The sequence below is a fragment of the Arthrobacter sp. KNU40 genome, from assembly GCF_051515115.1.
GTDB lineage: Bacteria > Actinomycetota > Actinomycetes > Actinomycetales > Micrococcaceae > Arthrobacter.
In genome coordinates, this window is sequence record NZ_CP195850.1 from 2,302,754 (window position 1) to 2,328,770 (window position 26,017).

Consider the following 26,017-nt stretch of genomic DNA (forward strand, 5'->3'; position numbering starts at 1 on the left):
CGGTCCGATGCCGGATGTCAGCGGATGAGCCGAGGCCGGTCAACTGCCAGGCGCACGTGTCCAGGTTGGCGGCTTAGGGACGAGAACCTGCGCCTACTGGCTGCAAGGGATTCACGAACTGGGGTTGCCTGCTGCGAGTGCGGGGGCTTGCAACCGTTTGGCCGTTGACAGGAACACGGTCACTGCCTGCTTCCCGGAGGGGCTGAGCCTTCGGTTCGCGAGGTGGGCGAGGAGGATCCTGCGGGTCGGGGAGCCTGTGAGCGGAACGGCGATGATGTCGGGGCGGAGGGCGCTCAGAGCGAGCTGCGGGGCGAGAGCGATGCCGATGCCGGCGGCGACCATGCCTTGGGTTTCCTGGTAGTCGTTGGCGGCGAAGGCGATGCGCGGTTCGAAGCCGGCATCGCGGCAGACCCGCCGGAGGACGTCGGCGACGGGGTGTTCGTCCCGGACGATCCACTCCTGGTCGCTTAGCGCGTCGATCCGCACCGAGCGGCGCGCGGCGAGGGGGTGGCCGCTTGGGACAAGCAGCATGGTGGGGTCATTCATGAGCTGGACAAAGCTCAGGTCCTCGTCCTCGATGCGCTCCCACGGGTAGTCCCACAGGAGGGTTAGCTCGATGTCCCTGCGCCGCAGCCGTTCGAGGAGGCCGTCGCGACGGGCGCTGACCACCGTGACGGCGACTTCCGGGTAGCGCGCGCGGAAGGCGAGCACGACGTCGGGCATGAGGGAGGCGCCGACGGTGGGGAACGTCCCCATGCGCAGTTGGCCTCGCCTCAGCCCGGCGAACTCTGCCATTTCGGCCCGGGCTGCCTCGATTGTCCGGTCGATGTCGTCCGCATATCGCAGCAGCGCCTTACCGGCATCGGTGAGCACGACGCCGCGCGGATGGCGGTCGATCAGCGCGACGCCCACTTCGTGTTCAAGCTTCGCGATCTGCTGGGATACAGCTGACGTCGTGAAGGACAAGGCCGTCGCGGCGGACGTCAGGGAGCCGGAACGGCTTACCTCGCGGAGCAGATGGAGACGGTGCAAATCGAGGTCGGCCATGATTTGAGTTTAGCAAAAGTGAACGGTAGTCCAGAATCCTGTGATTGTGCTCAACGCGCGGGGCGTGGATCGTGGAAGGAGCAGGCGCCGTGAGGTGCAACAGAACAACACGTGAAGGAAAAAGACCATGCAACTCCGCGGTCACTGGTACCGGGGCGGCACGAGCAAGTGCTGGCTCTTCGACGCCGAAGATGTAGCCCTCCACGCCGGGAGCCGCGCGGAGATCCGCAGCCTTCTGGCCGATGCTTTCGGTGCAGCGGATGCCCGCCAGCTCGACGGCGTCGGCGGCGGCACGTCAACGACGTCGAAAGCGGCCGTCGTCCGGGGGACCCCCGAGGGGCCCGCGGATCTGGACTACCTCTTCGCCCAGGTCGGGATCGGGGACCCGACGGTGGAACTTGGTTCCAATTGCGGCAATTGCGCCACCGCGATCGCGCTGTACGCCGTCCAATCGGGCATCGTTCCTCCCCAGGCGGGATCAACTCGGGTCAGGATGCGCAACCTCAACACCGGAGCCGTGCTAAGCGGCACGATCGCGACCCCCGGCGGCCGCATCCCGGCGTCGGGCCCGGCCCGGGTTCCTGGCAGCAGCGCCCTGGGCGTTCCCGTAAGCCTCTCGTTTCACGCCCCCTGGGGGCGGACCACCGGCGCCGTACTTCCAACGGGGAGGGTGGCCGACCAAATCTCCGCTGACGGTTTCATTCTTACGGCAACTCTGGTTGACGCCGGTGCGCCCGCGGTGATGATTCCGGCGGACGAGGCAGGCATCGATCTGTCGGTGATGACGGGCAACCTGTCAGAGCGCCTGCCCATGCTCGTGGCAGCCCGGGCGTCGGCCGGTCTGATGATGGGGCTGAGGAAGCCCGGAGATCCTCCGCAGAATGCCGTGCCGAAGGTCGGAGTCGTGGCAGCGCCCGGCGACTACACCGCGGCCGACGGAACCAGGATCACTGCGGACACCCACGATCTGCGGGTGCGGATGCTCTCGATGCTCGCACCCCACCCCGCCATCGGCCTGACCTCCGCCGTTGCTGTCTCGCTCGCATCCGCCCTGCCGGGATCGGTGGTGGCGAAGGTGCTGCCTCCAGCAGACAGCACTAACCGAGGATCCCGGCTTCTGCGCATCGGCACACCTGCCGGTGTCATCACCACCGAAGTCGTCACCGACAACAACGGCCACGTCAGCGAGGTCGCCCTCCATCGGGCGGCCCGCCATCTCGCCGTGGCCGACATAGACGTCGCCCAACCGATCGCTCAGACGGCCTAGTACCTCCAACCCTGCCCCTGCCATCATGGATGGAACGGGGCACTCACCCAGGAAGTTGTTCAATGAAGATCAAATCCATCCTCGGACACCTCTATGTCCAGGTGCTCATCGGCGTCGGGCTCGGCATCCTCGTCGGCGCGCTGTGGCCCGACCTTGGGTCCTCCCTCAAACCGCTCGGCGACGGGTTCGTCAAGCTCGTGAAGTTCATGATCGCACCGATCGTCTTCTGCACCATCGTCAGCGGCATCACCTCACTGACGGACACCAAGAAGGTCGGCCCGACCCTACTGCGGTCGCTGGGCTTGTTCTACGCGCTCACGGCGGTGGCCCTGGCCATCGGCTTGGGTGCTGTCATCCTCTTCCAGCCGGGCGCGGGAATGCACATCAACCCGGCCCACCTCGATACCTCCGTCGCCTCGAAGTACACAAGCCAGCTGCCCAGCAGCAACCCTGTGGACTTCCTGCTGAGCATCATCCCCGCAAGCTTCGTCGGCGCCTTCGCCGACGGCGAGGTCCTGCCCGTTCTCGTCATCGCGCTGCTCTGCGGCTTCGCCTTCAGCAAGCTCGGCGCACCGGGCCAGCTCGCTCTTAACGTCGTCAACAGCTTCAACAAGCTGCTGTTTGTCGTGTTCGGCTTCCTCATGAAGGTCGCTCCCATCGGGGCGTTCGGCGCCATGGCGTTCACGGTCGGCAAGTACGGAACCCATTCGATCGGCAACCTCGGGATGCTGATCCTGGCCTTCTACGCCGCGTGCATCGTCTTCGTGGTCCTCGTCCTCGGAATCCTGGCAAAGCTCACCGGCTTTAGTCTCTGGCGGATCCTGCGCTACTTCCGCGACGAGTTCCTGATCGTCCTCGCCACATCCTCAAGCGAACCTGTCCTTCCTCGCCTGCTCTCCAAGCTCGAACGCATCGGCTGCGACCGCGGAGTCGTCGGTCTCGTCGTCCCGACAGGCTACTCCTTCAACCTCACCGGCACGGCCGTCTACCTGACGCTCTCCTCGATGTTCATCGCCCAAGCCTGCGACATCCACCTCAGTTGGGCTCAGATCCTGCTAATGCTCGGAATGATGCTGCTGACCTCCAAGGGTGCCGCTGGCGTGACAGGCAGCGGCTTCGTCGCCCTCGTCGCCACTCTGACGGTCATGCCCACGCTGCCCGTTGCCGGCGTGGCACTCATCGTCGGCATCGACCGCTTCATGAGCGAAGCCCGCGCCCTCACCAGCACGGTGGCCAACATCGTGTCCTGCGTCGCAGTCGCCAAGTGGCAAGGAGCGCTCGACACCGAAAAACTCCGTGCCGAGCTCCAGACAGGTTTCGTGCAGACCGAGGCGGAACGGCTCCAGCTGAGCGAACCCGCGCTGGTGCACTGAGGGAACCCCTGCGGCGCAGGCTCCTGAACCTGCCCCTGCAGGAGCCTGCGCTCAACCGACGGCTTTATCCTACGAAGAGCTCCACCAAGCCGCACCGGGCACGGGCCCTGCATTCCATCGCAACAGGTAACCCGAAAGTCGGGCGCAGGGACCGGTTCCGGTGCCAATGTGGCGGTGATGTTGCGTGGCGATCAGCGGTCCGTGGCCCTCTCGGCGAGCAGCAGCCCGGCCAGATCATGCGGTGCCACCAGCGTGGGCCAGGGGCTGAGGTCCCCGCCGCTCGCCCAGCGGAGGATGAACGATGCCCGTTCCTCCGGGGAGTCCCCGCCGTGTCCGCCGGCGTCCACGTGTCCGTGATCCGCGACCACCACCAGAAGCCACTCTTCACCATGAGCGGCCGCGCGGTTCCGGACGGCGGCCCGGATGCGGGCCACGTGCCGGTCCACCCTGGCCAGCGCCTCCTGGTACTGCGGGCTAAGCGCCCCGTAGACATGCCCGGCGTCGTCCACGTCGCAGAAGTACACGAAGGATACGTCGGGCACCCTGTGGGAGTTCAGCGCCGCGAGGGTGAAGTCCGTGATCTCTGCGTCGATCCGGATGAAGCCGTGCGTTTCGCCGTCGCGGGAGACGACCGTGTGAAGCCCGGCTTTCTGCTGCTCCATCCGCTGGTGGATGACGGGTCCCAGCCCTTCCGGGGAGACCAGCGGCGGCCAGCCGGCCGCGGCGAACGTCCGGGTGGAGGTGTCTTGGTAGAAGGCCCGGGACAGCAGGTCGGGGTGGCCGAAGAGGCGGTGCCCCACGAAGGTGTTGTCCCGGACGCCGTGCTGTGCGTGGGTGGTCCCGGTAAGGAGGGAGGACCAGCCCGGGCCGGACAGCGTGGGCACGTCCATGGTCATGTCCCGGTGGTCGCCTTCTGCGGCCAGGGACCTCAGGGTGGAGGCGGAGTCCGAGTCCGCGGCAAGGTCCCAGCGGAGCCCGTCGATGCCCAGCAGGATGATGCGGGGCCGGGCGGTGGGGCTCATCGGGCGCCGTCCAGGGCTTCCGCGAGGACGGGGAGCGTGACGTCCGCGAGTGAGCCGAGGAGCGTGCGGCCGCGAGCCGCCTCGATCGGGACGGTGGAGGGCACGACGACGACGGGGCACCCCGCCGCTTCCGCCGCAGCGAGGCCGACGGGGGAGTCCTCCACCACCACACAGTCGGCGGGTTCGGCTCCCAGCCGCCGGGCCGCCTCCAGATAGGGGTCAGGGGCGGGCTTGGACGCGGGGGTGTCCTCGACGGCCACCACGAGCGTGAACAGTTCACGGCCCAGCCGGTCCCGGACCAGTTCCACCACGCGGCGTGGCGAGGCGGAGACGATAGCCGTGGGGATCCGCTCCGCGGCCAGGAGCCGCAGGAGGTCCATGGCCCCGGGACGGGGTACCACCTCCTGTGCCACCAGTTCGGTGAAGGCCTCATCGAGCCGCACGGAGAGTTCCTCCGCGCTCGGGGCGCCCGCGGAGGGCATGGTGGCTAGGAGGTGGGCGGCTGTGTGCCCGGAGGGGCGGCCCAGGACATCGGGCCCGTCTTCGGGTCCCAGTTCCCGGCCCAGGTCGAATGCTACGTCCGCCACGGCGTTCCACCAGAGGCGTTCGGTGTCCACGAGGGTCCCGTCCATGTCGAAGAGTACGGCTGCGGGCATCATGCGGTGGTTTCCTCGTTCCGGGCCTGGTCGATCAGTACGGGGCGTTCCGGCAGGCCGAGCCGGATGCGCGCCCCGGTGGGGAGGGTGGATGCGTGGGCGGTGGGGACGTCCGCCACCACATCGCGCCCGTCGTGCAGGCGGATGGTGAGCCGTGTAGTCGCGCCCAGGAAGGATGCCGCCACCAGCTGCGCCGGGCCGTCCGGGTCCGCGTTGACGGTGAGGGCTTCGGGACGGATCAGGACGTCGACGTCGGCCGTGCTGTCCCAGCCGGGCAAGCCTCCCTGGACAGGGCGGCTGATACTCAGGACATCCACTAGAGCGCCGTCGCCGCTGAGCCGGCCCGGGAGCCGGTTCATTGTGCCCACGAATCCGGCGACGAAGGGAGTGGCGGGGCTGTTGTACAGCTCCTCCGGGGTGGCGCACTGCTCCAGGTGCCCGTCCCGCATGACAGCCACGCGGTCCGCCATGGACAGGGCCTCCTCCTGGTCATGCGTGACGAAGAGTGTGGTGATGCCCAGTTCCAGCTGGAGGCGGCGGATCTCCTCCCGCAGGGACTGGCGGACCTTGGCGTCCAGGGCGGAAAGCGGCTCGTCCAGGAGCAGCACCCGGGGTTCCAGGGCCAGCGCCCGAGCCAGGGCCACGCGCTGCTGCTGGCCTCCGGAGAGCTGGCGGGGGTAGCGGCCGCCCTGGCTTGGCAGGCCGACTAGTTCCAGCAGTTCCTGGGCGCGGGCGCGGCGCTTGGCCGTCGGGACTCCCTGCATGCGCATCCCGAACGCCACGTTGTCGGCGGCGCTGAGATGCGGGAAGAGGCTGTAGGACTGGAACACCATGCCGATGTCGCGGCGGTGCGACGGCGTGCCGGTCACGTTCACGCCGTCCACCAGGACTTCCCCGGAATCCGGGATCTCGAAGCCGGCCACCATGCGCAGCGCGGTGGTCTTCCCGCAGCCGGAGGGCCCTAGGAGTGCCAGCAGTTCCCCGGGATTGAGGCTGAGGTCCAGCCCGTCCAGGGCCGTGGTGGCGCCGAAAGAACGGCGCAGTCCGCGGAATTCCAGGGTGGCGCCGGTGCTTGAAGCCGGTGGCCGGGGGGTGAGGGTGGGCGCGGTCATGAGGTCTCCTTGGAAGCTTTGGAACGGCCGAGTTTCGCGACCGCGAGGAGGATGAGCCAGGTGCCGATGAGGCCGACCATGGAGACGGCGACGGACAGCTGGGCGTGGGAGCCGCTGATGGCGACGGTCCAGACGGCGAAGGGCTGAAAGCCGAGCAGGGCGGACACTGCGTATTCGCCGAGCACCAGGGCGATGGTCAGGAACGCGGTGTTCAGCAGGGCTTCCCGGAGGTTGGGCAGGACCACCAGGAACAGGGTCCGGAACCAGGAGGCCCGGCAGGACCGGGCTGCCTCCACCAGGACCTTCACCTCGATGGCGTTGAGACCCGATTCCAGGGTGGTGTACGCGAGGGGCAGCGCCATGAGGGTATAGGCGAGCACCAGGATGACCGGGAAGCCCGGCTGCTGCAGGGCCGCGAGCAGCGGGAAGCCGGGCGCGTCATAGAGCCAGTCGGTGGCCCAGCGCAACACGGTCGTCATGCCTGCGCCCAGCGCCACCGCGGGTACCACCAGGGGGAGCATGCAGACGACGGCCACCAGGGCTTTCGCCCGAGGCGCGGCCAGGCGCACGGCCAGGAGAGCTGGAAGCAGCAGGCCGAAGACCAGGACGACCGTGGCGCCGGCCAGTAGCAGGGTCAGCCCGAGGCTCTGGGCCAGGCCGTCCGTGGTGAAGATGGCGGCGTAGGCGTCCAGGCCCGGCTTCTGGCGGGGGTCTCCGAGTCCGACGGTGAAGGCCAGGGCGCACAGGATGGGCACCAGGAAGTAGACGCCTGCCGAGGTGAGGGCGGCGGTGCGTCCCAGCCGCGTTTCGCGGGCACTGCAGCGGCGTGATGCGGTCACGAGAGCCATGCCGATGTCCTCCGCTGCAGCAGGAGCTGGACGCCCATCACCAGCGCGGCCACGATGATCATGTCCATGCCGAGGGCCAGGGCGATACCGGCCTGTCCCACGAGGACGTCACCCGTGAGGGCTGCGGCGATCTTCACGGTGACCAGGGGGATGGAGCTGCCCACCATGGCGGCCGCTGTGGCGTAGGCGCTGAAGGCGCTGCCGAAGAGGAGCACGAAGCCGCTGAGCAGGGTGGGGAGCAGGATGGGGAAGGCCACGTACCGCCAATATTGGAAGCCCGTGGCGCGGCTGTTCCGCGCGGCTTCCCGCCACTGGGGCTTGAGGCCGTCCAGCGCCGGGGTGAGGGTGAGCACCATGAGCGGCACCAGGAAGTACAGGTAGACGAGGGACAGGCCCCAGAAGTTGTAGAGGCTCCAGCCCTTGTCCGCGAGTCCGAAGAAGCCGGTCAGGACACCGGCGTTGCCCAGGGTTGCCACGAAGGCAAAGGCCAGGGGCACTCCGCCGAAGTTGGCGATCACTCCGGAGGCGGAGAGCACGGCTTCCCGCAGGCCGCGGAGCCGGGAGGTGACGATCGCGTAGGCGATCGGCAGGCTGACTACCGTGGCGACGAAGGCGGTGAGCGCGGAGAGGCGGACGCTGCCCAACAGGCTTTCCAGATACGGGCCGTCGAAGGTCGCTGCGAAGTTGGCGCCCGTGAAGGAGGCGACGCCGGCGTCGTCGGTGGTAGTGACGGACCCGGCGGCCATGGCGGCCACCGGGAGGCCGAGCACCACGGCGGCGAAGGCCAGCAGCGGGAGGATGCCGAGCCAGCTGGTGAAGGGGCGGGCGGCCCGGCGGCCGGGAGCCTGGGGCTCCCGGCCGCGGGTTTGAGCGCCCGCATCGGCGACGACGGCGCGGTGCGCGACGACGTCGGGTGCGGCAGAGTTCATCAGGAGACGGCCTTCGTCCAGCCGTCGGACACGGTGGATTTGGCCTTCTTGCCCTGCTCCTCCGTAGGGTAGTCGGTCTTATCCTGGGCGATCTTGGGCAGGTGGGCCAGGGCGGCCTTGTCCACGGTGCCGTCGGCGACCATGGCGGGCAGGAGGACCGGGCGGGCGTAGCCGTTCAGCCAGAGGTTCTGGCCCTCGGTGCTGTAGAGGAATTCCTGCCAGAGGCGGGCGGCGGCCGGGTGCGGGGCCCACTTGACGATGGCCTGGGAGTAGTAGAGGGAGAACACGCCGTCCTCCGGGATGGCGACCTTCCACTCGATGCCTTTGGCTTTCAGTTCATCGGCGTAGGCGGCGTTCCGGTAGTCCCAGACGACGGCGATGGGCGTCTCGCCCTTCTCCATGGTGGCAGGGGTGGCTTCCACGGGGTTGAAGTTGCCGATCTGCTTCAGCTTGGCGAAGAAATCGAGGCCCGGCTGGACGTTGTCAAATGAGCCGCCGTTGGCGAGTGCGGCCGCGAACACGGCGCTGTAGGCCGAGGAGGACTTGGCGGGGTTGCCTGTCAGGGCCACCTTGCCCTTGTACTGCGGGTCGCTCAGTTCGGAGAACTTGGTGGGGCACTTGGCCACCCGGCTTGCGTCGCAGCCGATGGACACGTAGCCGCCCATGTCGTTGTACCAAAGGCCCGTGGCCTCTTTCTGGAAGTCCGGGATCTTGCCGAAGGAGGCGACCTTGTACGGGGTGAGTAGGCCCTGCTTGGCGGCCTGGAGATCGAAGTCATGCCCCACGTCGACGACGTCCGGAGAGCGGTCTTGGCCCTTCCGGGAGGACACCGCGTTGAGTTCGTCCGCGCTTGAGGCGTCCGGGTTCTCGACCTCCACCTTGATGCCGTACTTCTTCTCGAAGGTGGAGATGACCTCGCCGTAGTTGGCCCAGTCGTTCGGGAGGGCGATGGCGTTGAGCTTGCCTTCCTTCTTGGCGGCGGCGATCAGAGCCTCCGTGCCGCCTCCGGCCTCGGCGGAGGGTGCGGTCTTCCAGTCGATGGCGCCGTCCTTGGACGACGAGGCGCTGGTGGTTCCCGATGAGCAGGCGGCCAGCCCTGCCAGCAGGAAGGCTGCAGAACCAAGGGCGGCGCAGGTGCGGCGAAGGGTGGTGTTCATGAAGTCTCCTAAGAAGTTGGCTATACAACTTGCCGTGACCACTGTCAGGGCCGCAGGTGTCCATCAGGTGAACAAGGGGGAGTGAGTAAGCGAACTACCGGAGCATTTTAAGGAATTAATCGCTGGCTTGCTGGGGATTTTAAGCTCAAGCTGTACCGTGGAGGGATGGGTGAGAAGGCATTGGAACGGGGTGGCGGGGGCGTGAAGAACGAGGGCGCGCAGTACAGGAAGTTGGCAGCCAATATGCGCCGCGAGATCGAGGCGGGCGAATTTGGCAACAACGGACGGCTCCCCAGCGAGGAGAGCCTGGCTGAGCAGTACGGGGTGTCCCGGGGTACCGTGCGCAACGCTCTTGCCCTGCTGCGGGCCAACGGGCTGGTGACCTCCCGGCGCGGGACCCGGCGCGTGGTGCTGGGAACGGCGCGGACCCAGAGTTTCCAGGAGCTCCTGAGTTTCACGGCCTGGGCCCGGGCACAGGGGGAGGAGCCCGGCGCCCGCACCATTCATAGCCGCGTCCGCCCGGCGACCGTCGCCGAACGGGAGGTTCTCCAGCTCGCCCCCGGGGATGAAATCACCGAGGTCCTCCGGCTGAGGCTCCTCGGCAGGGTCCCCGTGATGCTGGAGCGCACCGTGTATCCGGCCGCGGTAGGCGCGGTGGTCGAGCGGCTGGCCCCGGACTCCCTTTCTCATACCGAGGTCCTCGACGCCTCCGGCGTCGTGTTTGCGGACAGTGAGCACACCATCGACGTCGTGGCCGCCGACCAGGCCGATGCCCAGGCGCTGGGCTGCGTCGAAGGTGTGGGCCTGCTCCGGGAGATCCGCCGTGCCACCGATCCCGCGGGCGTGCCCCTGCTCTGGTCAGAGGACAGATTCCTGCCAGGAACAGTGTCCTTCGCGGTGCACAACTCGGCGTCGGTCAGTTCACTTGCCCGCCGCCGCGGAATCCGCTGAATCAGGAGTTCCCGGTAGTTCCTGCGTGGGACGTTCGCCTAGCACCAGCGGTTGACCGATTGCTTGGCTGACGGGCTTCCCCGGCGCTGAACCTGAGGCCAGCAGACCCGCTCCCGGTCTGTGGACAACGACCGAATCTGCGGCCGACGCAGTGTGGCATCCTCCGCAACGGTGGCGACCGATTGCGGGGACGCGAGTCCTTCGGATCTTCCTCGGCCGATGTTGTTTCCGAAGTCTAGTTCTGGGATGTTCTCGGGCTGCGAACAAGCCGGACGAGCTCTGCTTCTGGACCTGATAGTTGACGGGGGCCGTCCCACACTGCACGCAACGCCCGATGCAGGACAAGATCTTGGACTGGCACGATCTTTAGTTCTCCGGTCTTTACTTGGTCTGCCACTGCAAGGGTGCTCATCACTGAAGGACCCATACCGGCCAAAACGCTTGTACGGATAGCGGCCGCGCTGCCAAGTTCGAGCAACGGAGCTGCACGCGGGTACTCGGCCAATGCAAGGTCAAGAGTGATTCGAGTGCCCGACCCCGGTTCGCGGACCAGCAATGATGTTGATGCCAGTTCTGCAATTGAGATTGGCTCCCGTCGCCGGGTCCACGGGTGTTTAGGATGAACGACGACGACGAGTTCGTCGCGGGCCACGGTGAGGCTATGCAAGGTGCGGGGGATGGTTGGGGATTCCACGAAACCTATATCGCAGGCCCCGCTGGTCACATCCTCAAAAACCTGCGCGGAATTATGGACAAGCAGATGTATCCGCACCTCGGGGTGCAGCCTTCCAAATGTGCCAAGCCAACTGGGCACAAGGTGCTCGGCGACGGTCATGCTTGCGGCTACGGTCAGTGCGGTCCGCCTCTCAGCGCGCAGGGAATCGGTAGCCTGCAACATCTGCCGTGCTTCTGCGAGGATTCTCCGCGCCCAGTGGGCCACGACTGTGCCCTGCGGGGTAAGCGTGGAACCCGCTGGACTGCGCTGAAGCAGGGTCATGCCCAGCTGGCGTTCCATCAATCTGATCGATCGGCTCGCGTTGGGTTGAGCTAGGCCAGCCCGTCGGCTGGCAGCGCTGAGGCTTCCGTAATCGTCCACTCCAACCACTAGTTCCAGTACGGTCAGATCCGGCCACTTTGCCATGCGCAAAGCATATAACAGTGCGAAACGTGTTGCGATTTTGATATATCCCTATGCCAAGAAGACGGCTATCCCCGGACCGTATCTCGGCCGAGAATTGGGAGATGAGCAGCCAGGAGATCCAGAGCGAGCCTGGCGCATGCCGGCTCCGGGAGGATCGCAGACAAATATGAGACAAGACGTTGCCACACCCGCAAAAGGCGTACGGCAGGGTGCACTGCTTCCCCGAGGCTTGAGGAACAAGCTGTTGCCCGGACTGGCCGCGGCGGCAGCCGCTGTAGCTGTTGCCTGGCTGATCCATTCGACCGTGCCGGCGGTGCCTTTCCTCACAGCGGCAGTAATGCTGGGAATCCTTTCTGCAAATCTCCCCGGGATCAGTACCGCCGTGGAAGGAGTCCTGCAGCCCGGGCTGGTACTTTCCGCCAAGCGGTTCATGCGGCTGGGAATCATTCTGCTGGGACTCAAACTCAGCCTGATCGATGTTGCTGCGCTGGGCTGGAAGACGCTGGCGATCGTGGTTGGCATTGTCCTGCTGACCTTTGTGGGAACGCTGGTCCTGGGCAAGGCACTTAAACTTCCGGGCGATCAGCCCTTGCTTCTCGCTACAGGATTTTCCATCTGCGGCGCCTCCGCCATTGGGGCCATGAGCGGGGTCACCAAAACGGATCACCGCGACACCGTTGTTCCAATCGCCCTTGTGACCCTGTGCGGCACGCTGGCCATCGCGGCCCTTCCCGCACTCAAGGGGCCCCTTGGCCTGGACACCGTTCAGTTCGGATATTGGGTGGGAGCCAGCGTCCACGACGTGGGGCAAGTTGTGGCAACAGCGCAGACGGCGGGTGCGGCTTCCCTTGCAGGGGCGCTCATCATCAAACTCACCCGTGTGCTGATGCTTGCGCCGATGGTGACCGGAGCCGCGCTGGTGGGACGCTTCCGCCGTCGACGGACGGCAAACGCCACCGAAGGCACGGGCATCAAGCTTCCTCCGCTGATCCCGCTCTTCGTGGCCGGGTTCATGGCAATGATCGTTCTGCGGACACTGGGGATCCTGCCGCCCGCTGTCTTGGAAGTTGCCGGCACGGTCCAGGACCTGCTGCTTGCCGCAGCCCTGTACGGGCTTGGGGCGTCAGTGCAGGTCCGGGCACTCCTCCAGACCAGTGGCAGGGCGATCGTCGCGGCGATGCTCTCCTGGGGTCTCATCGCAGCGCTGGCATTTGTCGGCGTGCAATTCATCTGAAGTGCCGTATTTGGTGCGTACCGTCTAGCGTGCGACTTCGAAGAGGCCCGCGGCCCCCATGCCACCGCCGACACACATTGAAACCACGACAAATTGTTGATCTCGGCGCCGCGCCTCGAGCAGGGCGCTGCCCACGGCCCGCGAGCCCGTCATCCCGTACGGGTGCCCCAGGGCGATCGCGCCGCCGTTGACATTCATCTTCTCCGGGTCGATCCCCAGGAAGTCCCGGCAGTAGACAGCCTGCGAAGCGAAGGCCTCGTTCAGCTCCCACAGCCCGATGTCCTCAACGCCCAGCCCATGGAGCTTCAGGAGCTTCGGGATGGCGGTGACCGGCCCGATCCCCATCTCGTCGGGCTCGCACCCGCTGACGGTGATGCCGCAGTAGTAACCCAGCGGCTCCAAGCCCAATGACGCCGCATAGTCGCTGTTCATCAGGACGTTGGCGGAGGCTCCGTCGGACAGCTGCGAGGCATTGCCGGCGCTCACCGTCGGATGCGCGGTGAATTCCCCGGGTTGCAGGACCGTGCGGAGTCCTGCCAGGGTACCCGCGGTGGTGCCGGCGCGAACGCCCTCGTCCCGGGACACCAGTTGCTCGAACTCCGTGACCTCGCCGGTTTCCTTGTTAGTCCGCAACGTGGTCACCCGGATCGGTGCGATTTCGTCGTCAAATAGGCCGTTCGCCTGGGCGCGCGCGGCCCGCTGCTGGGACAGCGCACTGATCCGGTCCTGCGCCTCGCGGCTGATGCCGTAGCGCTCTGCCACGAGTTCAGCCGTCCGTAACATCGGCATGTAGGTGCCGGGGTGGTTGGCCTCAAGCCACGCATCCCTGCTGCGGTATTTGTTGAGGTGTTCGTTCTGCACGAGCGAGATGGACTCCACTCCGCCGCCCACGGTCACCGCCATGGAGTCGACGAGAATCTGCTTGGCCGCGGTCGCGACCGCCATCAGGCCGGAGGAACATTGCCTGTCGATGGTCTGCCCCGGAACCGTTACCGGCAGCCCGGCGCGCAGCGCTCCCTGGCGGGCGATGTTGAAGCTTTGCGTCCCCTGTTGCGCGGCGGCACCCATGACGACGTCCTCGACCAGTGTCGGGTCGAGCCCGGTCTTGGCCAGCCCCGCAGCGATCGCGTGCCCTGCAAGCTCGGGGGCCGAGGTGTTGTTGAAGGCCCCGCGGTGCGCCTTGCCAATGGGGGTACGGGCGGTGGCAACGATGGCTGCTCTGGTCATGGGTGCTCCTTAATTTGAGCGGGTCTTTGACGTAACGGGGCAGCCGGGAGTGGGCACAGCGCCTCGGATTCAGGCGGCAGGTGCCTCGTACAGCCGGGAGACGACCTCGGCGACACAGCCTGGCTTCTTCGCCTCCCCGTTGAGTTCCTGTTCGACGGTGACCTGGACTGTTGCCTGTGCCCACGTGTCCTCGCGGTCAAGGGACACCAGCTTGATCCGGCCGCGCACACGCGAGCCGACCAGGACGGGGGCCGGGTAACGGACCTTGTTCGATCCGTAATTCACGCCCATGGACAGCCCGTCGATGCGGTACGTATCGAAAAGGAACCCGGAGACCAGCGAGAGCGTCAGGTAACCGTGCACCAGCGTGGTGCCAAACGGGCCCGAGGCTGCACGCTCGGTGTCGACGTGGATCCACTGGTGGTCGTTGGTCACCATGGCGAAGGCATTGATGTCTTCCTGGGTGATGGTGCGCCATTCCGTGACGCCGATTTCCTCATCCACATGTTGTGCGAAGTCGTCGATGCCGTTGAAGATCCTCATGCCTTCGGGCCACCTGCCACGTACAGCACCTGGCCGGAAACGAACCCGGCGTTCTCGGAGGCGAAGAAGGACACGGCGTTGGCGATGTCCGCGGGCTTTCCGGTGCGGCGCACCGGAATCGCCGCGGCTGCCTTGGCAGTGAAGTCCTCGAAGGTGACGCCCATCCGCTCGGCCGTGGAGGCGGTCATCTCAGTTTCGATGAAGCCGGGGGCGATCGCATTGGCGGTCACGCCGAAGGGGCCTAGTTCCAAAGCAAGGGTCTTGGTGAAGCCCTGCAGCCCGGCCTTGGCCGCCGAGTAGTTGGCCTGGCCGCGGTTGCCCAGGGCCGAGGTGCTGGAGAGGTTGACGATGCGGCCCCACTTGGCCTCGACCATGTGCTTCTGGGCGGCGCGGGCGACGAGGAAGGATCCGCGCAGGTGCACGTCCATGACCAGGTCCCAGTCGGAGACAGTCATCTTGAAGAGCAGGTTGTCACGGATGATGCCTGCGTTATTGACCACCACGACCGGAGGGCCCAGCTCGTCTGCCGTGCGGGCGACGGCGGCCTCGACCGCGGTCTCGTCCGAGATGTCCGCGACGATGCCGATGGCTTGGTGTCCGGCTGCGGTCAGCTCGGCGGTGAGGGCTTCAAGCCCGGCCTTGTCGACGTCGATCGCTGCAATGTTGAATCCGTCGGACGCCAGGCGCCGGGCAATTTCGGCGCCGATGCCTCGTCCTGCTCCCGTGACCAGCACCGTGCGTTGTTGTTCAGTCATGGTGAAACCTGTTTCCTTACTCTTGGGTGAAGTCGTTGCCTCTCCCTGGCCGCCTAGCGGTACGTGACCCAGGAGCGGGGAAGATGGCCATGGTCGTTGAATGTCACCATCGTCTTCCCGGATGAACCGGTGACGATTTTTGTAACACCGGAATTTATGGTGACCCGGTTGAGTGCGAGCCATTGTGGAAAGCCGCCGTTGACAAGCCGGGCCGCTGCCCAGGCAATTGCGCCTGAGCTCGAGACGACCACTGCGTCCCGACCCGATCCGAGCCCTTCGACCGCGTCGTCGAGGGCGGTATCAATCCGCTGTGTGAACGCGGAGAACGACTCCAGATAGTCGGCGTCGTGGTGGTTGGAGGCCCAGCGGGCAGAGGCTTTCTCGAGCAGCCGCTGGAAGGCTCGCGAGTCGGTTTTGGCGTTGGGGTCTTCCTCCGGATAGGCGTTCAGCAGGTCGGTTGCGTTGAATTCGTCCCAGCCCGGATCGACGACGGCGGTCGTGTCCCAGCCGGCAGCCTCGATGAGCCGCAGTGCCGTCTGGCGCTGGCGTTTCATACTGCCGCTGATGACGCGGGTCGGAGTGGTACCAGCCCCCTGCAAGTATGTGCCGAGGGCTTGACTCTGGTCTTTGCCGCGTGTTGACAACCGGTCGTAGTCCTCGGTGCCGAATGATGCCTGTCCATGCCGGACCAAATAGAGAACACTCACAGTCCCGACCGTAGCCAACGTGGCGGTCGGGAACCATCCCTTGTTGGCTATCGGGGTGCCAGCAGGATGCTTGCACTACCCGTGGAGCGCGCCGGGATCCTCGGTGTCCACGTTGTCTTTGAGGCGCATCGGTCCAGCGAGGATTCGGTGAGCCGCGCGAACGTCACCTGGCGGTCTGCCCGCCCGCGTGTACTTCTTCTCTGGGTTCATCGGGAACAGCCAGCCTGCGCAGGCCAAGCGGTGCCAGGATCATCATCACGCTTGCGGCCAGCAGGCTTACCCAACTGGCGGAATACCCCGTGTGGTCGGCCAGCATTCCGAAAAGGACCGGACCTGCGGCGAAGCCGGCGAACAACCCCATGGAGATCCGTCCCGTCGCTGCGCCAGCCTGGGACCCGGGGACCAGGCGCATGACCACGGTGAGCAGGATGACCATGGCGGCGGTTCCGGACAAACCATAGAGCGCGGTTCCTGCCCACATGAGGACTTGTGTTCCCCATAGCGATGAACCCGCTACCAGCCCTACGGCCACGGCGCTGAAGACCGCGATCAAGGCCAGCGGCACCCCGGGGGCCTTGAACCGCTCCGTCAGCCGGCCCCAGACCAACCGTGACACCAGGCCGCTCACCCCTAACACCACGCCGCACAGGGCAGCGATTTCGGCCCGCAGGTGGAGACCCTCGAAGGCGAAGAGCGGCAGGTAAGTGGCCAAGGTCTGGTACTGGACGCCGGAGAGGAATGCGTAGGCCACGAGCCACGCGAGTCCGACCGCCTTGACGTGGCGCGGCCGGTTCCGGGATGCACGTGTTGGAGCGGCGCATTGGGGACGGACGCGGAGGTAGTGCAGGGCAACCCAGAGCGATATTAGGGTGACCACAGCGCCCACCAGGAACCCTGCCTGCCAGGACACAACCGTGGCAGCCAGCGGGTAGGCCAGGCTGGTGAACACCTGGATGAGCTGGACGCCCGTTTGTTTCACGCCCACGAACATGCCGCGGCGGCCCGGCTCCACCCGCAACGCCACCATTCCATTGGTCAGCGGATTGGCGAGGCCAAGGGCTGCTCCGCCGAAGACAGCACTGACCCACAAGCCGGCCATAGACTGGGACAAGGCTGCCGCTGCCATGGCGCACAGCCCGAAGCCATGGAGCATCAGGATGCCGGTGCGTTGTGACAACCGGTCGGCAGCCCAGCCGAGCGGGGTGGACAGGAGCGCCGCGGAGACACAGGCCACTACGGCGAAGGAACCGAACTCCATGCGCGTCAGGTTCAGGTCCCGGGCCAGCAAAGGGCCCAGGGCACTCACACCCGTGGTGAGCAGCGGTCCAATCCCCGTGGCCAGGGTCAGGACCGCGCCGAGGCTTATCAGGCCCGGGGTGGCGGATCTTGCAAAAGCGGTGGTCACGGTCGGGTTCTCCTCAGTATGTGGCAGGACAGGTGGGCCTGTTTTGCCCTAGCAGGGGGGTCCAGCACCGAGCCGCGGTGACATGGCCTGATCAGGCAGTCCTAAGCTGTGCCATCACTCGCGCCGAGTCGCGGTCGGGATTCACCAGGATCATGGCCAAAATGGCGCCGACGATCGCAACAATGCCGAATATCTGGAAGGATTGCGCGTATCCGACAGCGGGTGAAACTGCCTGATCCACGATCATTCCAGTCAATGGCGGAGCAACGATGCCACCAATGGCCATCAAGGCAAGGAACATGCCCAGCGAACCAGCTACTTGATTTCTGGGAGAGATCTGTGAAATGGCTGCGTTCATGATCGGAGCGAGGATGCAGCCGATCCCGTAGCCGATTGAGACAACTGCGACGACAACGGTCGGCGTGCCAATGTAGGGCAGCACTGCCATCGACACGCCGCACACAAGGAGTCCCATTGCCGGGACGATTCCCCTCATGATCCTTGAGCTCACGCCCCGGCTCATGAACTTGTCACTGAGGTACGTGCTGGAGAACATTGCGAGTATTGCCGCGACGCTGGGGAATCCGAACATGGCTCCGGCCTGGAACCGGGTGAAACCCAGTCCGACTTCGAAGTACGACGGCAACCACGTGAGGACAACGGTCAGCAACGCGTACATGGGGATAACGGCTGCAAGTGCACCCAGGAAGGTCCGCGTGCGGAAGATCGACATCCACGGAACAGCGGGAGCTGGAGTAGTGGCCGAGCCCTTGACGCCCGGAATCCGGACTTCGCCGTAGGGTCCCGGCCGCCAGGTGAAGTACCACAGAGCGCACCAGCCCAGGCCGACGAGCAGCATGGCAACGAAGGCCGAATGCCAGCCGAATTGAACGATGAGGAAGGCCAACGCCGGTGCAGCGGCGATCTTTGCCAACGAACTTGAGGACGCGATGAACGCTCCGGGCATGGACCGCTTTTCCACGGGGTGCCATGAATACACAGCCGTATGGATGAGCGCACCCGATGGGCCTTCCGTCAGGCCGAGCAGGAATCGGCTGGCCAGGAGAACCGCGAAACTGCCTGCGACGATTATGGGGACCATGCAGGCCGCCCAAATGACGGCCAATGCCATCAGGGACCATTTAAGAGTGGCCCACCTGTTGATGAGTCCGGCAAAGAACCCCCCGGCCGAGAACGCGAAGAAGAACGCGCTCGCGGTCAGTCCGATTTGAGCTGATGTGAGCCCGAATTCGTCTTTGAGGGGCTGGGCGACAAGTCCGAGCAGGATCTTGTCGCTGTAGTTGATGGTGTAGAGCAAAACCAAGACGGACGTCAGGCCCCACGCCTTTGCGCGTGACCCTTGACCCGGTGGCGTCATTATTCCCGGCACTGCCTGCCGTATGGTGACTTTTGACATGTCATTACCCTTCTAGTGTTGCGCACCTTCGCCCAACAACACGGACGGCTGATGCCTGGTGCTTGGCTGGCGCGTGTCATCCCAACGGGGGCGCCTTGCCCGCCAAGCTCCCAAACCTGGCCGGGATCGGCGGGTTTCGAGGGCTGCCGCTCCGGGCTCAGCGGAAGGCGGAGACGCCGGTGAGGCGCCGGCCCAGGATGAGGGTGTGGATTTCGTCGGTACCCTCGTAGGTCCGGACAGATTCGAGGTTGTTGGCGTGGCGCAGCGGTGAGTAGTCCAGGGTGATGCCGTTGCCACCGAGGATGGTGCGGGCCTCACGGGCGATCTTGATGGCTTCGCGGCAGTTGTTGAGTTTGCCCGCAGAGATCTGGTCCGGCTGCAGGCGGCCGGCATCCTTGAGTCTGCCCAGGTGCAGGGCGAGCAGGAACCCCTTATTGATTTCGAGGGCCATGTCCACCAGCTTCTGCTGCGTCAGCTGGTAGCCGGCCAACGGCTTGTCGAATTGCATACGCCCCTTGGAGTAGTCCAGGGCGGCCTCGAACGAGTCGCGGGCCGCGCCCATCGCACCCCAGATAATCCCGTAGCGGGCCTCGTTGAGGCAAGAGAACGGGCCTTTGAGTCCGACGACGTTCGGCAGCACCGCGGATTCGGGCAGCCGTACGTCGGCGAGTTCGATGTCGCACTGGATGGAGGAGCGCATGGACAGTTTCGGTCCGATCGGGGTGGCGGTGAATCCCGGGGTTGATGTGGGCACCAGGAAGCCCCGCACGCCGTCTTTGGTCTGGGCCCAGATGATGGCGATCTGGGCCACGGACGCCAGCCCTATCCAGCGTTTGGTGCCGGCGAGAACCCAGTCACTGCCGTCGCGGCGGGCGAAGGTAGTCATGCTGCCAGGATCGGACCCTGCGGTGGGTTCGGTAAGGCCGAAGCAGCCGATCGTCTCGCCTTTGGCCATGGCCGGCAGCCATTCCTGTTTTTGTTCCTCGGAGCCGTGCTTGTAGATGGCGCTCATGGCCAGGGAGCCCTGGACGGAAACAAGGGTCCGCGTCCCTGAGTCTCCGGCTTCCAGCTCCGCACCTGCCAGGCCGTAGTCAACGGCGGAGCGTCCGGCGCAGCCGTAGCCTTTCAGGTGCATGCCCAGCAGGCCGAGCTTGGCCAGTTCCGGGACGATCTCCACCGGGAAGTGGCCCCTTTCATACCAGCCTGAAATGTTCGGCTTGATCTCGCTGTCCACAAAGGACCGGACCAAATCGCGCAGCGCAAGCTCTTCCGTGGTCAGCAGGGAGTCAAAGTCAATCAGGTCACTGATGTCAGACATGGGGGGCCTTTCGCCGTGGTCGAGTGGTCGGGGAGCGAAGGGGCGCCGAGGCGCCGCCGCGGCATCAGCTCCAGTTGTAGAAGCCCTTGCCGGTCTTGCGGCCGAGGTACCCGGCAGCAACAAGGTCGCGCAGGATTTGCGGCGGTGCGAAGCGGTCGCCCAAGGTTGAGTGAAGGTACTCGGCGATGCCGAGGCGCACGTCAAGCCCCACAATGTCCGTTGTCTTCAGGGGACCGGTGGGGTGTTTGTAGCCCAGGACCATGGCATTGTCGATGTCTTCGGCGGAAGCGACGCCTTCCTCGAGCATGCGCATCGCCTCCAGTGCGATGGCGACACCGAGGCGGGAGGACGCAAAGCCGGGTGCGTCCTTGACCACGACCGCGGCCTTCCCGAGACCGGAGACCCAGCGCTTCGCGGCAGTGACGGTCTCGCAGGTGGTCCTTTCACCCACAACTACTTCGATGAGCGTGGAAGCGGGAACAGGGTTGAAGAAATGCAGGCCCAGGAACGACTCAGGTCTGGGCAGCGCATCGGCAAGCCTGCTGATCGACAGGGACGACGTATTGGTTGCCAGATAGGCGTGCGGGGAAACGTGTTCCGCCACGGCGCTGAGTGCGGTCGCTTTCAGCTTTGCGTCCTCGGGAACTGCCTCGACGACGAGGTCGCAGGAGGCGAAGGCGGCGTAGTCGGTACTCGTATCGAACCTTTTCAGGACCTCATCGCGGTCCCCTGATACGGCGCCGCGGTCAAACGACGCGGCGACCGAAGCGGCGACGCGCTTCCGGGCGCCGCGGGCGGAGTCGTCGTCGCGCTCGACGACGGTCACTTTCGAACCGTTGAGAAGGAAGGCATGGGCGATGCCGGCACCCATGCGGCCGCCGCCCAGTACCCCGACGGTGGCGGGCAAGAGCCCGGAAGGCGTGTCGAAGGGTGCCGCGATGGTATTTGTCATTATTGCTTCTTCCTGTCCAGGAACTGCTGCATGCGGTCGAATTTGGCCGCGGATTCGAAGAGGATGCCTTGGGCCAGGTCGTCGATGAGGGGATGGACCTCCCGCGGCGAGTGGAAGACGGTTTTTGTCAGGCGCACGGCGAGAGTGTCCTGCCGGGCTATGCGGTCGGCCAGGGCATGGGCGGCATCCAGGAGGTGCCCGGGTTCAACGAGTTCCGTGATCAGTCCGGCGCTGAGGCATTCCTGGCCCGTCAGGGTGCGTCCGGCGAGGAGGATTTCCTTGGCCAAGGGTTCCCCGACGAGCTCACGCAGTCGCCATGTTGCCCCGGCGGCGGCCATGATGCCCAGCCCGGTTTCCGGGTTGCCCATCCGCAGGCCCGGCGTGCCGATGCGGAAATCGGCCGCGTAGGCCAGTTCCGCGCCGCCACCGAGCGCGAAGCCGTCCAGCGCCGCGATGACGGGCATTGGAAGCTTCGCGATCCGGTCAAAGACACCGGAGTTGATCCCGGCCAAGGCGTCATCCCGACGCCGTCCGCGCAACTGGGAGATGTCCGCACCGGAGGCAAAAATGGCCTTTGTTCCCGTGGCCGGCTCACCGGGAGTGCCGGAGAGAATCAGGACCTTGGGTGTCCGTTCAAGGTGCGCGCAGACTGCATGCAGCTCATTGACAATGGTCTGATCAATTGCATTACGCACCTCCGGCCTGTGCAGCCGGACCGCCAAACGGTCCCCGCTTTCCTCAATCAGCAGCGCCGTGAAGGACGATGCGTCCAGCGAGATCCCGGCGTCGTTCACCACTGCCGTCATCCGACACCCTCGATGAGCAGGGCTGTTCCTTGGCCGACGCCGACGCACATGGTCGCGAGGCCGAGCTTGCGGGCGTTGCCGGTGAGTTCGCGTTCCATGCGCCCGAGCAGGGTCACGACGAGCCGGGACCCGGAGGACCCGAGCGGATGGCCGAGGGCGATAGCGCCGCCGTCGGAATTCACGATGTCCTCTTCCAGCTTGAGTTCGCGCATGACGGCGAGCGACTGGGAAGCGAACGCCTCGTTGAGTTCGACGGCGCCCAGGTCCCCGACCGAGAGCCCGGCGCGATTCAGCACCTTCCGGGTGGCGGGGACGGGACCGATGCCCATCACTTCAGGCGCCACTCCCGCGGAGCTGCCCTCGAGGATCCTTGCGCGGGGCGTCAGCCCGTATTTCTGCACAGCGGCCTCGGAGGCGACGATGATGGCGGACGATCCGTCGTTGAGGGTGGAGGCATTGCCGGCAGTGACCACCGAGCCGCCTCTGACCACGGGCCTGAGTCCGGCGAGGACGTCCATTGTGGTTTCGGGGCGGGGTCCCTCATCGGTGTCCACAAGAGTGATGGCGCCCTTGCGTCCGGTCAAGCTCACGGGCAAGATCTCGTCGGCGAACCGGCCGGCGGTGATGGCCGCCAGGGCCCGTTCATGGGACCGGACGGCAAAGGCGTCACAGTCGTCACGCGACGTGCCGTAAACCCGGGCCACTTCTTCGGCGGTCTCCGGCATGGAGAACGCGGCCTTGCCGTCGCGGGAGCGCTGCCCGGAGAGGAACGCCGGGTTGGTGAAGCGCCAGCCGATGGACGTGTCGAAGACGGCTCCGGGTTTGGCAAAGGCCCTGTCAGGCTTTTCCATGACCCAGGGGGCACGGCTCATCGACTCGACGCCGCCGGCCACCACGATGTCCGCGGCGCCGGCCTTGACCATGTGGGAGGCCATGATGATGGCGGACAGGCCGGAGGCGCACAGGCGGTTGACGGTGATGCCCGGGACGCTATCCGGGTAGCCGTTCAGGAGCCAGGCCATGCGGGCCACGTTGCGGTTCTCCTCACCGGCGCCGTTGGCGTTGCCGAGGATCACCTCATCCACAACGGTCGGGTCAAAACCGGCGCGTTCGACGGCGGCGCGCACTGTGAGTGCCGCAAGGTCGTCAGGGCGCATAGACGAGAGGGAGCCGCCGTAGCGGCCCACGGGCGTGCGGGCGCCACCAATCAGGAAGGCCTCAGCCATATCTTCTTCATTCCTTAAGTTCGTGTCTGTGGTCGTTCTGTCGATCCGCGGTAAGGGACCGGGAAGCTCAGTTGAAGGCGGAGATGCCGGTTATGTCGCGGCCCACGATGAGCGCCTGCATGGAGTCGGTTCCCTCATAGGTGGAGACGACTTCCATGTCGGTCATGTGGCGGATGACGTGGTTCTCCAGGAGCAGGCCGTTGCCGCCCAGCAGGTCGCGTGCCTCGTTGCAGATCCACTTGCCTTTTTGGGCGGTGGCCATTTTGACCATGGACGCCTGGGCATTGGTGAGCTGGCCGCGGTCGGCGAGCTCGACCATCCGCGTGCACAGCAGCTGCATGGTGGTCAGCTCGCTGAGCATGTTCGCCAGCCGGGATTGAACCAGTTGGTAGGACCCGATCGGCTTGCCGAACTGGTGGCGGGTCTGGGCGTACTCGGCGGCAATCTCGAAAACTGCCATGGCATGGCCGACGGCTTCCCAGGCAGCCCCGCCACGGGTCGCCTGCAGGACCCGGGACACGTCGCGGAAGGAGTGGCAACCTTCCAGCCTGGCGGCCGCGGGCAGGCGCATTTCCTCGATGACGATGTCGGCCTGCAGGATGGCCCGCTTGCCCACCTTGCCGGTGATCACGGTGGGGGAGTAGCCCGCCGGGTAGCGGCCGTCGTCGTTCTTTTCGACAACGAACGCGTTGACGTTCCCGTCCTCGGTGTTGCGGGCGAACAGGACAATGATGTCCGCGACATGTCCGTTGCCGATCCACCGCTTGTGCCCGGTGATCACCCACTCGTCCCCGTCACGGCGGGCATGGGTTTCCAGCGCGACGGAGTCCGAGCCGTGGTCCGGTTCGGTCAAGGCGAAGGCTCCTGTTTTTTCAATCCGTGCCAGGGCAGGAAGCCAGCGTTCCTTTTGCTGGTCGCTGCCGAGGATATTCAGTGCTCCCATGCAGAGATTGGAGTGCACACCAAGGAAGGTGTTCAGGCTGCCGTCCGCGCGGGCCATCTCACGGGCCACCATGCCGGCGGCTTTGCGGCTCATGCCCGGGCAGCCATAGCCCTGGATGATAGTGCCGGTGATGCCCAACTTGGCCAGCGGAGGCAGCAGCATGGCGGGGAACTCTGCCTTCTCCCAGTACTCGTTGATGACAGGCAGAACTTGATCCTCGGCGAACGCCCGGACCTTGTCCCGGATGCCGATCTCCTCCGGGCTGAGGTCATCATCCAGTTGGAAGTAGTCGGAGGTTGCTGTTTGACGGTCGGCCGTTGTGCTCATCTGTAAACCTTTCAAATGCAGTATTGAGCCGGTCTGCGCCGGTGCCGGTGGGGCTGTGGTGTGGACCTTGGAGGTCAGCGGCGGATCGAGCCGCCGTCGACCACCAGCGTTTGCCCGGTCACGAACCCGGCGCCCGGGGAGAGGAAGAAACGGGTAGGGCCAACATAGTCCTCGACCACTGACGCCCGTTTGATGGCCCTGGTCTCGATGTTCTTGGCCTCGCCACCGGCAAGTTGGGTGGCTAGCGGCGTCATGACCAGGCCTGGGGCGATCACGTTGACCGTGATGTTGCGGGCACCCATCTCCGCGGCGAGGCTGCGCGAGAAACCGATGATACCGGCCTTGGACGCAGCGTAGGCTGCCGCGCCGGCGGGCGCCTTGAACACGGTTCCGGAGGAGAACAGCACGATCCGGCCGCCATCCTCCACCAAGTCGGCGACACCCTGGATGAAGTTCAGCGTTCCGTGCAGATTAAGGATGAGCGCACGTTCCCACTCGGCCTTGGGCATGCCCATGAACGGGCCGAAGACACCGACGCCTGCGCAGTGGACCAGCGAGTGGATGCTCGTGCGGCCCTGCGCCGCGAGGGACTCGCGCACGGCGGCCGGGGCGTCACCGGCAACATCCCCGGCTACGTAGTTCACCCCGTCAAGCGGGTTGTTGGGCAGGGACCGGGAGACAGATGTGACCTCCCAGTCGTTCCTCAGGTCTTTGGCTAAGGCTTCGCCGATGCCGGATGAGCCTCCGCTGAGGACCAAAGCCGGGCGATTGCTGTTGTCCGCCATCATTTGCCGCCTTCAATAGTGGACTCAAGGAATCCGATAATCAGGTTCCAGGTCTCCTGCGGGTGGGTGATATTCGGGCAATGTTTGTATGGCAACAACTCGGCTCGGGCGTTGGAAAGCACCACCTGAAGGTTTTTGGACCAGCCGCTTTCCAGCAGCGTGTCCCCTGTGCACTCCACGAGGAAAACTGGGGTTGCCACGCCCTGAAGGGGTACGGGGTACGGGTCGGCCGGCCGCTCAACCTTGAGGGCCTCCGGTACCGGCATGTGTGGTGCCCGCATCGCAGTGAAGTGCCCGGGCGCCGTTGCCCAGTGCATGCGGGCATCGAGCTGGTCTACCGTGCCGGCGGATTCATCGCACAGGATGTCCACGATCTCTTCGAGACGGGCCCTGGTGCCATCGAAGTCGCCGATTGTGGCCATGCCCGGTGCTTTCCACGGGCCGCCGGTGCCGTTGATGGTGGTGACCGAGGCGATCCGCCCGCGATATGCCTCATCTGCAAGTGCCCGCAGGGCAACCGAACCGCCAAAAGAGTTTCCGACGAGGTGCACGGGCCCGGTGATGCCGAGCTGGTCCAATAGGGCGAAGATGTGGCGGATGCGGAAGGCGAACGGCGAGACGTCCACCCGGATCGACTTGGCCGATCCACCGTAACCGAGGAAGTCGGGGGCGATGACGCGGAATTTCTCCGCGGCCAAGGGAAGAATGTGGCTCCAGGTCACGTCGGAGCTGCCGCCCCAGGCGCCGTCGTGCAGGAATACAACGGGAACCCCGTCCTCGGGGCCTCCGGAGAAGTACCGGGTTTCTAGGTTGGCGACGATCGTCGTCGTTTCAGTGATCAATGATGTCTCGGTGAGCAAGGGAGTCTC

25 protein-coding genes are annotated in these 26,017 nt (G+C 65.6%); 4 read left to right on the forward strand and 21 right to left on the reverse strand.

The features are described 5' to 3' along the window. Window positions 1-111 precede the first annotated feature (111 nt). A complete protein-coding gene (locus tag ACSKT0_RS10595; protein ID WP_437773704.1) occupies window positions 112-1,047 on the reverse strand; it encodes a LysR family transcriptional regulator in 936 nt (311 codons plus the stop codon). 127 nt (window positions 1,048-1,174) lie between these two features. Here ACSKT0_RS10595 and ACSKT0_RS10600 point away from each other — a divergent pair, with 127 nt between their 5' ends. Then, the gene (locus ACSKT0_RS10600; RefSeq protein ID WP_437773705.1) at window positions 1,175-2,314 is read left to right on the forward strand and encodes a PrpF domain-containing protein; all 1,140 of its coding nucleotides are present in this window, start codon (window positions 1,175-1,177) and stop codon (window positions 2,312-2,314) included. A gap of 62 nt (window positions 2,315-2,376) precedes the next feature. Continuing rightward, window positions 2,377-3,687, forward strand: a complete 1,311-nt coding sequence (gene dctA / locus ACSKT0_RS10605) for a C4-dicarboxylate transporter DctA (RefSeq protein WP_437773706.1) — start codon at window positions 2,377-2,379, stop codon at window positions 3,685-3,687. Between the two features lie 191 nt (window positions 3,688-3,878). Here dctA and ACSKT0_RS10610 read toward each other — a convergent pair whose 3' ends face one another. From ACSKT0_RS10610 to ACSKT0_RS10635, 6 genes are read right to left on the reverse strand one after another with little or no spacing between them, the layout of a single operon-like run. Next, window positions 3,879-4,709, reverse strand: a complete 831-nt coding sequence (locus ACSKT0_RS10610) for an alkaline phosphatase family protein (RefSeq protein WP_437773707.1) — start codon at window positions 4,707-4,709, stop codon at window positions 3,879-3,881. Beyond that, window positions 4,706-5,368 (reverse strand): HAD family hydrolase, encoded by a 663-nt coding sequence (locus tag ACSKT0_RS10615; protein WP_437773708.1) that lies wholly within the window; start codon window positions 5,366-5,368, stop codon window positions 4,706-4,708. Before ACSKT0_RS10615 ends, ACSKT0_RS10610 begins: the two co-directional genes overlap by 4 nt. Continuing rightward, window positions 5,365-6,477, reverse strand: a complete 1,113-nt coding sequence (locus tag ACSKT0_RS10620) for an ABC transporter ATP-binding protein (protein ID WP_437773709.1) — start codon at window positions 6,475-6,477, stop codon at window positions 5,365-5,367. The genes ACSKT0_RS10615 and ACSKT0_RS10620 overlap by 4 nt, the downstream gene beginning before the upstream one ends. Further along, entirely contained in the window at window positions 6,474-7,325 is an 852-nt protein-coding gene (locus ACSKT0_RS10625; RefSeq protein ID WP_437773710.1) for an ABC transporter permease, read from the reverse strand. The genes ACSKT0_RS10620 and ACSKT0_RS10625 overlap by 4 nt, the downstream gene beginning before the upstream one ends. Further along, window positions 7,313-8,254: an ABC transporter permease gene (locus ACSKT0_RS10630; RefSeq protein ID WP_437773711.1), complete on the reverse strand. Its 942-nt coding sequence runs from the start codon at window positions 8,252-8,254 to the stop codon at window positions 7,313-7,315. Before ACSKT0_RS10630 ends, ACSKT0_RS10625 begins: the two co-directional genes overlap by 13 nt. Then, complete coding sequence (locus ACSKT0_RS10635) at window positions 8,254-9,411, reverse strand: ABC transporter substrate-binding protein (protein WP_437773712.1); 1,158 nt, start codon at window positions 9,409-9,411, stop codon at window positions 8,254-8,256. The genes ACSKT0_RS10630 and ACSKT0_RS10635 overlap by 1 nt, the downstream gene beginning before the upstream one ends. Before the next feature lie 165 nt (window positions 9,412-9,576). Here ACSKT0_RS10635 and ACSKT0_RS10640 point away from each other — a divergent pair, with 165 nt between their 5' ends. Then, the gene (locus ACSKT0_RS10640; protein WP_437773713.1) at window positions 9,577-10,362 is read left to right on the forward strand and encodes a GntR family transcriptional regulator; all 786 of its coding nucleotides are present in this window, start codon (window positions 9,577-9,579) and stop codon (window positions 10,360-10,362) included. 235 nt (window positions 10,363-10,597) lie between these two features. Here the strand turns inward: ACSKT0_RS10640 and ACSKT0_RS10645 are convergent, their stop codons facing one another. Beyond that, window positions 10,598-11,503 (reverse strand): LysR family transcriptional regulator, encoded by a 906-nt coding sequence (locus ACSKT0_RS10645; RefSeq protein ID WP_437773714.1) that lies wholly within the window; start codon window positions 11,501-11,503, stop codon window positions 10,598-10,600. A 166-nt stretch (window positions 11,504-11,669) separates the two neighbouring features. On the opposite strand from ACSKT0_RS10645, the gene ACSKT0_RS10650 reads away from it, so the two are divergent. Continuing rightward, window positions 11,670-12,737, forward strand: a complete 1,068-nt coding sequence (locus ACSKT0_RS10650) for a YeiH family protein (RefSeq protein ID WP_437773715.1) — start codon at window positions 11,670-11,672, stop codon at window positions 12,735-12,737. A gap of 24 nt (window positions 12,738-12,761) precedes the next feature. Here ACSKT0_RS10650 and ACSKT0_RS10655 read toward each other — a convergent pair whose 3' ends face one another. The 13 genes from ACSKT0_RS10655 to ACSKT0_RS10715 form a co-directional block, all read right to left on the reverse strand. Continuing rightward, a complete protein-coding gene (locus tag ACSKT0_RS10655; protein WP_437773716.1) occupies window positions 12,762-13,964 on the reverse strand; it encodes an acetyl-CoA C-acyltransferase in 1,203 nt (400 codons plus the stop codon). A 69-nt stretch (window positions 13,965-14,033) separates the two neighbouring features. Then, on the reverse strand, window positions 14,034-14,507 hold the full coding sequence (locus tag ACSKT0_RS10660; protein ID WP_437773717.1) for a MaoC family dehydratase: 474 nt from the start codon (window positions 14,505-14,507) through the stop codon (window positions 14,034-14,036). Next, on the reverse strand, window positions 14,504-15,262 hold the full coding sequence (locus tag ACSKT0_RS10665) for an SDR family oxidoreductase (protein WP_437773718.1): 759 nt from the start codon (window positions 15,260-15,262) through the stop codon (window positions 14,504-14,506). Before ACSKT0_RS10665 ends, ACSKT0_RS10660 begins: the two co-directional genes overlap by 4 nt. A gap of 53 nt (window positions 15,263-15,315) precedes the next feature. Beyond that, window positions 15,316-15,969, reverse strand: a complete 654-nt coding sequence (locus ACSKT0_RS10670; protein ID WP_437773719.1) for a histidine phosphatase family protein — start codon at window positions 15,967-15,969, stop codon at window positions 15,316-15,318. A 163-nt stretch (window positions 15,970-16,132) separates the two neighbouring features. Next, the gene (locus ACSKT0_RS10675; RefSeq protein WP_437773720.1) at window positions 16,133-17,374 is read right to left on the reverse strand and encodes an MFS transporter; all 1,242 of its coding nucleotides are present in this window, start codon (window positions 17,372-17,374) and stop codon (window positions 16,133-16,135) included. 91 nt (window positions 17,375-17,465) lie between these two features. Next, the gene (locus tag ACSKT0_RS10680; protein WP_437773721.1) at window positions 17,466-18,791 is read right to left on the reverse strand and encodes an MFS transporter; all 1,326 of its coding nucleotides are present in this window, start codon (window positions 18,789-18,791) and stop codon (window positions 17,466-17,468) included. A gap of 157 nt (window positions 18,792-18,948) precedes the next feature. After that, window positions 18,949-20,109, reverse strand: coding sequence for an acyl-CoA dehydrogenase family protein (locus ACSKT0_RS10685; protein ID WP_437773722.1), 1,161 nt, complete (start codon window positions 20,107-20,109; stop codon window positions 18,949-18,951). Between the two features lie 64 nt (window positions 20,110-20,173). Next, window positions 20,174-21,061, reverse strand: coding sequence for a 3-hydroxyacyl-CoA dehydrogenase family protein (locus tag ACSKT0_RS10690; RefSeq protein ID WP_437773723.1), 888 nt, complete (start codon window positions 21,059-21,061; stop codon window positions 20,174-20,176). Then, window positions 21,061-21,867 (reverse strand): enoyl-CoA hydratase/isomerase family protein, encoded by an 807-nt coding sequence (locus tag ACSKT0_RS10695; protein WP_437773724.1) that lies wholly within the window; start codon window positions 21,865-21,867, stop codon window positions 21,061-21,063. The genes ACSKT0_RS10690 and ACSKT0_RS10695 overlap by 1 nt, the downstream gene beginning before the upstream one ends. Next, window positions 21,864-23,093 carry an acetyl-CoA C-acyltransferase gene (locus ACSKT0_RS10700; protein WP_437773725.1) on the reverse strand — a complete coding sequence of 410 codons (1,230 nt, stop codon included), beginning with the start codon at window positions 23,091-23,093 and terminating at the stop codon, window positions 21,864-21,866. The genes ACSKT0_RS10695 and ACSKT0_RS10700 overlap by 4 nt, the downstream gene beginning before the upstream one ends. 67 nt (window positions 23,094-23,160) lie before the next feature. Next, window positions 23,161-24,363, reverse strand: a complete 1,203-nt coding sequence (locus ACSKT0_RS10705; RefSeq protein WP_437773726.1) for an acyl-CoA dehydrogenase family protein — start codon at window positions 24,361-24,363, stop codon at window positions 23,161-23,163. Between the two features lie 74 nt (window positions 24,364-24,437). Further along, the gene (locus ACSKT0_RS10710; protein ID WP_437773727.1) at window positions 24,438-25,148 is read right to left on the reverse strand and encodes an SDR family NAD(P)-dependent oxidoreductase; all 711 of its coding nucleotides are present in this window, start codon (window positions 25,146-25,148) and stop codon (window positions 24,438-24,440) included. After that, a complete protein-coding gene (locus ACSKT0_RS10715) occupies window positions 25,148-26,008 on the reverse strand; it encodes an alpha/beta fold hydrolase (protein WP_437773728.1) in 861 nt (286 codons plus the stop codon). Before ACSKT0_RS10715 ends, ACSKT0_RS10710 begins: the two co-directional genes overlap by 1 nt. Between the last annotated feature and the right edge of the window lie 9 nt (window positions 26,009-26,017).

Coding starts and splice junctions, on each gene's coding strand:
- ACSKT0_RS10595 (WP_437773704.1), bottom strand. CDS start 1,047: ATGGCCGACCTCGATTTGCACCGTCTCCATCTGCTCCGCGAGGTAAGC.
- ACSKT0_RS10600 (WP_437773705.1), top strand. CDS start 1,175: ATGCAACTCCGCGGTCACTGGTACCGGGGCGGCACGAGCAAGTGCTGG.
- dctA (WP_437773706.1), top strand. CDS start 2,377: ATGAAGATCAAATCCATCCTCGGACACCTCTATGTCCAGGTGCTCATC.
- ACSKT0_RS10610 (WP_437773707.1), bottom strand. CDS start 4,709: ATGAGCCCCACCGCCCGGCCCCGCATCATCCTGCTGGGCATCGACGGG.
- ACSKT0_RS10615 (WP_437773708.1), bottom strand. CDS start 5,368: ATGATGCCCGCAGCCGTACTCTTCGACATGGACGGGACCCTCGTGGAC.
- ACSKT0_RS10620 (WP_437773709.1), bottom strand. CDS start 6,477: ATGACCGCGCCCACCCTCACCCCCCGGCCACCGGCTTCAAGCACCGGC.
- ACSKT0_RS10625 (WP_437773710.1), bottom strand. CDS start 7,325: ATGGCTCTCGTGACCGCATCACGCCGCTGCAGTGCCCGCGAAACGCGG.
- ACSKT0_RS10630 (WP_437773711.1), bottom strand. CDS start 8,254: ATGAACTCTGCCGCACCCGACGTCGTCGCGCACCGCGCCGTCGTCGCC.
- ACSKT0_RS10635 (WP_437773712.1), bottom strand. CDS start 9,411: ATGAACACCACCCTTCGCCGCACCTGCGCCGCCCTTGGTTCTGCAGCC.
- ACSKT0_RS10640 (WP_437773713.1), top strand. CDS start 9,577: ATGGGTGAGAAGGCATTGGAACGGGGTGGCGGGGGCGTGAAGAACGAG.
- ACSKT0_RS10645 (WP_437773714.1), bottom strand. CDS start 11,503: ATGGCAAAGTGGCCGGATCTGACCGTACTGGAACTAGTGGTTGGAGTG.
- ACSKT0_RS10650 (WP_437773715.1), top strand. CDS start 11,670: ATGAGACAAGACGTTGCCACACCCGCAAAAGGCGTACGGCAGGGTGCA.
- ACSKT0_RS10655 (WP_437773716.1), bottom strand. CDS start 13,964: ATGACCAGAGCAGCCATCGTTGCCACCGCCCGTACCCCCATTGGCAAG.
- ACSKT0_RS10660 (WP_437773717.1), bottom strand. CDS start 14,507: ATGAGGATCTTCAACGGCATCGACGACTTCGCACAACATGTGGATGAG.
- ACSKT0_RS10665 (WP_437773718.1), bottom strand. CDS start 15,262: ATGACTGAACAACAACGCACGGTGCTGGTCACGGGAGCAGGACGAGGC.
- ACSKT0_RS10680 (WP_437773721.1), bottom strand. CDS start 18,791: ATGTCAAAAGTCACCATACGGCAGGCAGTGCCGGGAATAATGACGCCA.
- ACSKT0_RS10685 (WP_437773722.1), bottom strand. CDS start 20,109: ATGTCTGACATCAGTGACCTGATTGACTTTGACTCCCTGCTGACCACG.
- ACSKT0_RS10690 (WP_437773723.1), bottom strand. CDS start 21,061: ATGACAAATACCATCGCGGCACCCTTCGACACGCCTTCCGGGCTCTTG.
- ACSKT0_RS10695 (WP_437773724.1), bottom strand. CDS start 21,867: ATGACGGCAGTGGTGAACGACGCCGGGATCTCGCTGGACGCATCGTCC.
- ACSKT0_RS10700 (WP_437773725.1), bottom strand. CDS start 23,093: ATGGCTGAGGCCTTCCTGATTGGTGGCGCCCGCACGCCCGTGGGCCGC.
- ACSKT0_RS10705 (WP_437773726.1), bottom strand. CDS start 24,363: ATGAGCACAACGGCCGACCGTCAAACAGCAACCTCCGACTACTTCCAA.
- ACSKT0_RS10710 (WP_437773727.1), bottom strand. CDS start 25,148: ATGGCGGACAACAGCAATCGCCCGGCTTTGGTCCTCAGCGGAGGCTCA.